This window comes from Secundilactobacillus muriivasis, from assembly GCF_054785195.1.
On sequence record NZ_BAABMI010000098.1, the window covers coordinates 1 to 4,954 of the forward strand.

General features: G+C 47.0%; 6 protein-coding genes. 3 read left to right on the plus strand and 3 right to left on the minus strand.

Going from position 1 to position 4,954, the window contains the following annotated elements:
• Positions 1 to 772 precede the first annotated feature (772 nt).
• Genes ACYVR3_RS15875 through ACYVR3_RS15885 form a run of 3 tightly spaced genes read left to right on the plus strand, consistent with a single transcriptional unit; the run spans position 773 to position 3,314 of the window.
• Positions 773 to 1,252, plus strand: a complete 480-nt coding sequence (locus ACYVR3_RS15875) for an FMN-binding protein (protein ID WP_461244991.1) — start codon at positions 773 to 775, stop codon at positions 1,250 to 1,252.
• A 2-nt stretch (positions 1,253 to 1,254) separates the two neighbouring features.
• On the plus strand, positions 1,255 to 2,019 hold the full coding sequence (locus tag ACYVR3_RS15880; protein ID WP_461244989.1) for an FAD:protein FMN transferase: 765 nt from the start codon (positions 1,255 to 1,257) through the stop codon (positions 2,017 to 2,019).
• Positions 2,020 to 2,042: 23 nt separating this feature from the next.
• The gene (locus ACYVR3_RS15885; protein ID WP_461244992.1) at positions 2,043 to 3,314 is read left to right on the plus strand and encodes an FAD-binding oxidoreductase; all 1,272 of its coding nucleotides are present in this window, start codon (positions 2,043 to 2,045) and stop codon (positions 3,312 to 3,314) included.
• A 52-nt stretch (positions 3,315 to 3,366) separates the two neighbouring features.
• Here ACYVR3_RS15885 and rpsR read toward each other — a convergent pair whose 3' ends face one another.
• From rpsR to rpsF, 3 genes are read right to left on the minus strand one after another with little or no spacing between them, the layout of a single operon-like run.
• Positions 3,367 to 3,603, minus strand: a complete 237-nt coding sequence (rpsR, locus tag ACYVR3_RS15890; protein WP_054737548.1) for a 30S ribosomal protein S18 — start codon at positions 3,601 to 3,603, stop codon at positions 3,367 to 3,369.
• A gap of 25 nt (positions 3,604 to 3,628) precedes the next feature.
• Positions 3,629 to 4,204 carry a single-stranded DNA-binding protein gene (gene ssb, locus ACYVR3_RS15895; RefSeq protein WP_461244990.1) on the minus strand — a complete coding sequence of 192 codons (576 nt, stop codon included), beginning with the start codon at positions 4,202 to 4,204 and terminating at the stop codon, positions 3,629 to 3,631.
• 47 nt (positions 4,205 to 4,251) lie between these two features.
• Complete coding sequence (rpsF, locus tag ACYVR3_RS15900) at positions 4,252 to 4,539, minus strand: 30S ribosomal protein S6 (RefSeq protein WP_054737550.1); 288 nt, start codon at positions 4,537 to 4,539, stop codon at positions 4,252 to 4,254.
• Positions 4,540 to 4,954 lie beyond the last annotated feature (415 nt).

The following is a 4,954-nucleotide window of genomic DNA, read 5'->3' on the forward strand; positions in this document are numbered from 1 at the left end:
TCGCACCCCGAACCCCACGGGGCACGACTGCCCAAGTCATACCGACACTGCTGAGCCTCGCGCGCCTCCGCCTCCCGCTACATGGTGCGCTGTCGATAACCAGAACTGCTGACTGTCACATGCTGAAGTTGACGAAAGTGCATAATATCAACCTCGGATGATATCTCAACAACTACGGAAACAATTGTGGACAATGCTCAGCGACCGCAATGAATCAACGATTGTGCGATGTGACAACGTATCAGTTGTACGTTGCGTTTATGCTAATCAAATATGCTACGTTGCCGTTTAACGCGTTTTGAGATGTTCTGCGATAGTACCGAACTGCGCAATATGAGATGGAGGTGGCCGGCCAGGTGTATGCTGTGTCGCGATAATTGGTGGTTGTTGGCGATTTTCCAACAACCGCCAATTATCGGGGACGAATTTCAGACTCGCATAGGTTTTGGCGAGGCTGAAATTCGAGGACTGAGACCGCCCTTTGGCTCAGGCCGGCCCCACAGCAGGAACCTGGCCGGCTACCGGAATCGACAGTTTACGCAAATCACCGCACTTCACAAACTAAACAGAAGAACGCTTACGCTGGACACAAGCAACAGTCAAAAACCTTGAGAAGTTTTTCTTCAACCTTTATCCACAGGTGGATAACTTTTCCAATTCCGATTTACTGCTCAACTGCCTTAACGCTTTTTTAATTAGTAATTATTCTAATTTAAGGTAGAATTAAGCTGCATTTAGATAATTAGGAGTGAATAATCGCCTATCTAAGGAAGTGAGTAGATTGAAAAAATTGTTAACCACGATCATCTCGTTGATCGTCCTAGTTGCCCTTATCATCGACGGCTACTTCTTATTTATCAAAAATAAACTAACGCAAGCCACCTCATCCGCAGAATCAACAACTACCCAATCAACCCATTCGAGTACCAGCACGTCATCTTCGTCCGCTACTTCATCATCCGGTCGCTACCAAAACGGCACCTACACTGGTAAAGCAACTGCCACACAATGGGGCGACGTTCAAGTTCAAGCCGTCATTAAAGGCGGTAAAATCACCGCTGTGAACGTTTTAGCCTATCCCAATGACAATGGCCATGATAAGCAAATTAACAGTCAGGCGCTCCCTGTATACAAGTCTGAAGCCATTTCAGCTCAGAGCGCCAACATTAAACTCGTTTCAGGCGCCAGTGAAACCTACAAGGGCTTTACCGGTTCCTTGCAAAATGCACTGGATAAAGCGGAGGTCAACTAACCATGCCAACTGATCTCATGACAACAACCAAAACCCTCGAAGCAATGACCATGCCGTTTACCCTTAAATTCGTGATGGCGAAATCGTCACCGCTCACCGATGATACGCTTGCAGCAACTATCAACGCCGTTAACCATTCACTTCAACAGATCGATCAAGATTTCTCACCTTTCAAATCAACTTCCCTAGTCAGTCGCTACCAACGCGGTGACCTTGAGGCCAACCAGTTTACCGCCCAATTTCAGGAGGTCTTTGCCTTAGCCAGTAAAGCCCAATCACTCACTGGTGGCGCCTTTGATCCCTATTTCGATCACCAACGTTACAACCCAACCGGTTTGGTAAAAGGGTGGGCCATTCAACGAATCTTCGAACGTGAATTAGCCCCACTACTCCATACAACCGACCTCGTTGCCGTTGCCCTGAATGGCGCTGGTGACATTCAAATGGGCGTTCGACCAAACCATCCTTACACTTGGCACGTTGGTATCGAAAATCCGGCCGATACGCACCAGCTCATTCATCAATATGTACTTCAAAATGGTGCCATTGCCACCTCTGGCACCAGCCAACACGGGCAACACATTCTCACCCAAACCAGTTCGATGGACCTCACGCAAGCCACGATCATCGCCAGTGACCTGATTGAAGCCGACATTCTCGCAACCAGTGCCATTGCGATGGGCCAAAAACGATTTACTCAATTCACCACGCACTATTTAACTCACGGATTACTCGTTGACCGGCAACAACACGTCACTCACTTCTAGGAGGGATCAATTTCGTGAAACGCATGCCTTACGTTCAGGGCCTTGTTTGGGCCGTTATCCTTTTTGTGTTACCGTTGCCCCTGATTCAAACGTTGGCGAATGGCCTGCCCGCAATTTATAACCAAGAAGCCTTAGCGATTCAAGTTGGTTCAATTGCGTACGTTTGGTTTCTCGCCTCAATTTATCTCAGTACCCGGCCTAAGTGGTTGGATCGGCTGATTGGGCTTCCGAGCATCTACTTTATCCACGGGATGCTCAGTATTTTCGCCATCGGATTGGCTTACCTGCATAAAAGCGGTACGCAATCCACAGGCTTGATCAAGTTAACCGGCGATTGGGCCTTCGACCTCTTCATTGGGTTGATGCTTTACTCCCTAATTTTCATGGCGGGGTGGTTGACCAATCACATCCCGCTTCTGGCGCAGATTAAACGCACCTTAGAGCACCTCTTTAAGCACGAACTGTCCGTTTGGTTGCATCGCCTTAATTTACTAGCCGTCGTGCTCGTCTTTATTCACGTTCAATTAATCAGCTATATTACCAGTATTCACCCCTATATGTGGCTCTTTAACGGCTACAGTTTGCTGACCCTCGTTCTCTACGTTGGTAACAAAATTCGGCTGGCCTACTACGTTCCCAACGGCAAGTTAACGCAACGTCGTCAGTTAGCCGATAACTTTTACGAATTCACTATTCAGTTGCGTCATCCCGGCCGACTGAAGGTTCAGGCCGGCGATTACCTGTTTATTAATTTTCCACAGGTCCCGCAATTAAAAGAACGCCACCCGTTCTCGGTTGTGAATAACGTGAGTGCGGATGGCAAAATTATTTTGGCGATTCGAGGTGACGGTGATTTTACCCGCCAAATTCAGACCTTGCCACTAGGCACCAAAGTCACCATCGACGGTAGCTACGGGCGCTTTGATCAATTGATTCAGGATCATCCCGATACGCCACTCGTTTTGATTGGCGGTGGGAGTGGCGTTGTACCGATGCTGGCGCTGATCGATGCTTATCCGGAACGACCGATCACGCTGTACTATTCAGCGCACCGCCAATCCCAACTCATTTATTTGACCGAACTCCAAACACTCGCTGCTGAACGGGCTAATTTTACGCTGTACGCGCAGGAAGGTCGGTTCCAGCCAACTGAGCAACTTACGCAATTAACGCAGCCGAAAGCGTCAGTATATCTAATTTCGGGGCCTTATCAACTGGGTAACAGCTGGCAACATGCCCTTTGGGAACGTCAAATACCGCGCAATCAAATCTACTACGAAGAATTCAGTTGTTAAACCTGAAGACATAAAAAAACGACTGCCGCGGCAGTCGTTTTTTTGATACTCGCTAGTCTTCGGTAACGAATGGCATTAAGCCCATGATCCGTGAACGCTTGATAGCGATAGTTAACTTACGTTGGTTCTTGGCACTAGTACCAGTCACCCGACGTGGCAAGATCTTGCCGCGTTCTGAAACGAAACGCTTCAATAAGTCAGTATCCTTGTAATCGATGTATTCGATGTGGTTTGCGGCGATGAAGTCGACTTTACGACGACGACGGCCACCTCTTCTTTGTTGAGCCATGATTTTCCCTCCAGTTCAGTCCGTTTTAGAACGGCAAATCATCATCGGAAATATCAATCGAATCGCCGCTGTTCGCGAACGGATCCGCTTGGTTTCCGTTATTGCCAGATGGTTGTTGTGGCTGTTGATTATTAGCCGCTCCGTTGGTGTTTGGATCACCAAACGGATTATTATTCTGAGGAGCATTCCCAGCGGGTGCATTGTAGCCACCATTACCGCCACCGTTGTAGCTGTTGTTGCTACCACCGTAGTTGTTGGCTCCACCATTGTTGGCGTTCGCTGAACGCGGCTCTAACAAGGCAAAGTTTTCAACGACGACTTCGGTAACGTAGACCCGTTGACCCTGCTGATTTTCGTAGTTTCTGGTTTGAATCCGGCCTTCAATTCCAACTAACGCCCCTTTATGGGTAAAGTTAGCGAAGTTTTCGGCTGATTTCCGCCAGATCACACAGTTGATGAAGTCAGCTTCACGTTCGTTGTTTTGATTGGTAAATTGCCGATCAACAGCCAACGTAAAGTTACCAACTGCTGCCCCGCTTGGGGTGTAACGCAAATCAACATCTCTTGTCAAGCGTCCGGTTAGCACTGCCCGGTTGATCATACGACCCGCTCCTCTCAGTATCAGTAGTTAAAGTTAAAAGTCAAAAATTAGTCTTCGCGCTTTACGATCATGTGACGTAAAATGTCATCGCTGATCTTTGAAAGACGGTCGAATTCGTTTAAGGCTTCGTCGTTATCAGTAGTTAAGTTAACAACGTGGTAAACACCTTCGTTGTAGCCACCGATTTCGTAAGCGAAACGAAGCTTCTTCCAGTCTTTTGAATCAATTAATGCTGCACCATTGTCAGTCAAGATCTTGTCGAAACGTTCAACCAATGCGGTCTTAGCGGCATCGTCAAGGTCTGGACGGATGATGTAGGTAATTTCATACTTCATGAAATTTGCACCTCCTTATGGACTTCAGGCCCTCTCCATTGAGTTTTGAGAGAGCAAGGAGAGTTTTCCAATAATGGATTACTCACAAATTAGTATTCTACCAAAAATTTGAAGCAAATGCAATTGTATTTGGGTTAATTCTCCTAAAGTCTCGCTTTTATGATGAAATTCTTGCATTAGCCACTATCATTCAGAACGGCTCAACGAATCCTGAATCAAGTAGCGTCACAGTCATCTGAGCATAAAACGTTGCTTCAGGAAAATTAACCACGCCTAACCTGACAAGAGATGTTGGTTATGGCGTTAGCTACGCAACAGGTTTAGTTCGTGTTTTTTATTGTCGTTTGTGTCCAGCGTAAGCATGTTTAGCTTGTGAAATTCAGTGATTCTGGTTTTATATAGTGGGAGGGTGCCG

Bases quoted from the DNA above. Each gene is read 5' to 3' on its own strand.
- rpsF (WP_054737550.1), bottom strand. From the start codon at position 4,539: ATGAAGTATGAAATTACCTACATCATCCGTCCAGACCTTGACGATGCC.
- ACYVR3_RS15885 (WP_461244992.1), top strand. From the start codon at position 2,043: ATGCCTTACGTTCAGGGCCTTGTTTGGGCCGTTATCCTTTTTGTGTTA.
- rpsR (WP_054737548.1), bottom strand. From the start codon at position 3,603: ATGGCTCAACAAAGAAGAGGTGGCCGTCGTCGTCGTAAAGTCGACTTC.
- ssb (WP_461244990.1), bottom strand. From the start codon at position 4,204: ATGATCAACCGGGCAGTGCTAACCGGACGCTTGACAAGAGATGTTGAT.
- ACYVR3_RS15880 (WP_461244989.1), top strand. From the start codon at position 1,255: ATGCCAACTGATCTCATGACAACAACCAAAACCCTCGAAGCAATGACC.